This window comes from Rhodococcus sp. T7, assembly GCF_009872365.1.
Lineage (GTDB): Bacteria > Actinomycetota > Actinomycetes > Mycobacteriales > Mycobacteriaceae > Rhodococcus_F.
Genome location: NZ_WXYH01000245.1, coordinates 1 through 1,104 on the forward strand (window position 1 = coordinate 1; position 1,104 = coordinate 1,104).

Genomic DNA, 1,104 nt, shown 5'->3' on the forward strand with positions numbered 1-1,104 from the left:
ACTCGGCAGCAACCAGATCGAGGACCACGCAATCAGTATCGTCCATCTGTCAAGCATGTGCCGTTGCAGTACTAGGACATGTCTCCCAATAGTTTGAGCCATTCGACGATGCCGGCGAGGAGGAATCCGGCCCGGTAAGTCAGGGCAAGCTTGTCATACCGGGTTGCCACCGCTCGCCACTGTTTTACCTTGTTGAAGGCCCTTTCCACCACGTTGCGGCCCTTGTACGACTCGGCATCGAAGTTCGGTGGCCGCCCGCCCGCGCTGCCCTTGTTCTTGCGGTTGGCCACCTGATCGGACTTCTCGGGAATGACCGCCTTGATGCCCTTGCTGCGTAGCAGTTCTCGATTGGCCTTGGATGTGTACGCCTTGTCGGCCCGGACCTCGTCCGGGCGCGTGCGGGGTGCGCCGCCACCGATGCGCGGCACGCAGATGCCGTCGAGGAGTGGGCCGAACATCGGGCTGTCGCCGGTCTGGCCAGGACCCACCAGCACCGACAACGGACGTCCGTCGCCGTCGCACGCCAGGTGAACTTTGCTGGTCAACCCGCCGCGGGACCGGCCGATGCCGTGATCGACCGGTTCGTCAAGCAGATTTGTGTAATTCGGCAGATCCCCCTGTGTCACGCGCGGCGTTGGCGCCGTGCTGGTGCACCCGCACCACGGTGGAATCCACCGACACCGCCCAATCCAGGTCGCCACCGGCATCGGCCATCGCGGCCAGGGCCATGAGTACCCGATCCCATGTTCCATCCCCGGCGTAGCGTCGATGCCGCTTCCACACCGTCTTCCAGGGGCCGAAATGCGCAGGTAGATCCCGCCACGGGAGCCCGGTACGCAGCCGGTAGAGCATCCCCTCCACCACGAGCCGGTTATTCTGGAACTTCCGCCCCCGCAGCCCATCCGAACTGGGTAAAAGCATCGCAAGCAACGCCCACTGCTTCTCGGTCAACACCTGATATCGATCCGTCACCTCTGCCACAGCAAACATGCTGCCGCACAACACCCCAAATCATTGGGAGACACGCCCTAGTACTGCAACGGCACTTATGGGAGGTGGCCGCGGCGTCGGTAGTGGGAGGTGCGGGCCTGGTGTTGTCGGCGT

Annotated in this window: 1 protein-coding gene; it reads right to left on the reverse strand. The window is 63.4% G+C overall.

Features of this window, described 5'->3' with window-relative positions; genetic code table 11:
* Nucleotides 1-71 precede the first annotated feature (71 nt).
* A protein-coding gene (locus MLGJGCBP_RS22000; RefSeq protein WP_268960767.1) for an IS5 family transposase occupies nt 72-990 on the reverse strand; the annotation gives its coding sequence in 2 pieces (ribosomal slippage) (nt 72-629 and nt 631-990; 918 coding nt in all).
* Nucleotides 991-1,104: the final 114 nt, after the last annotated feature.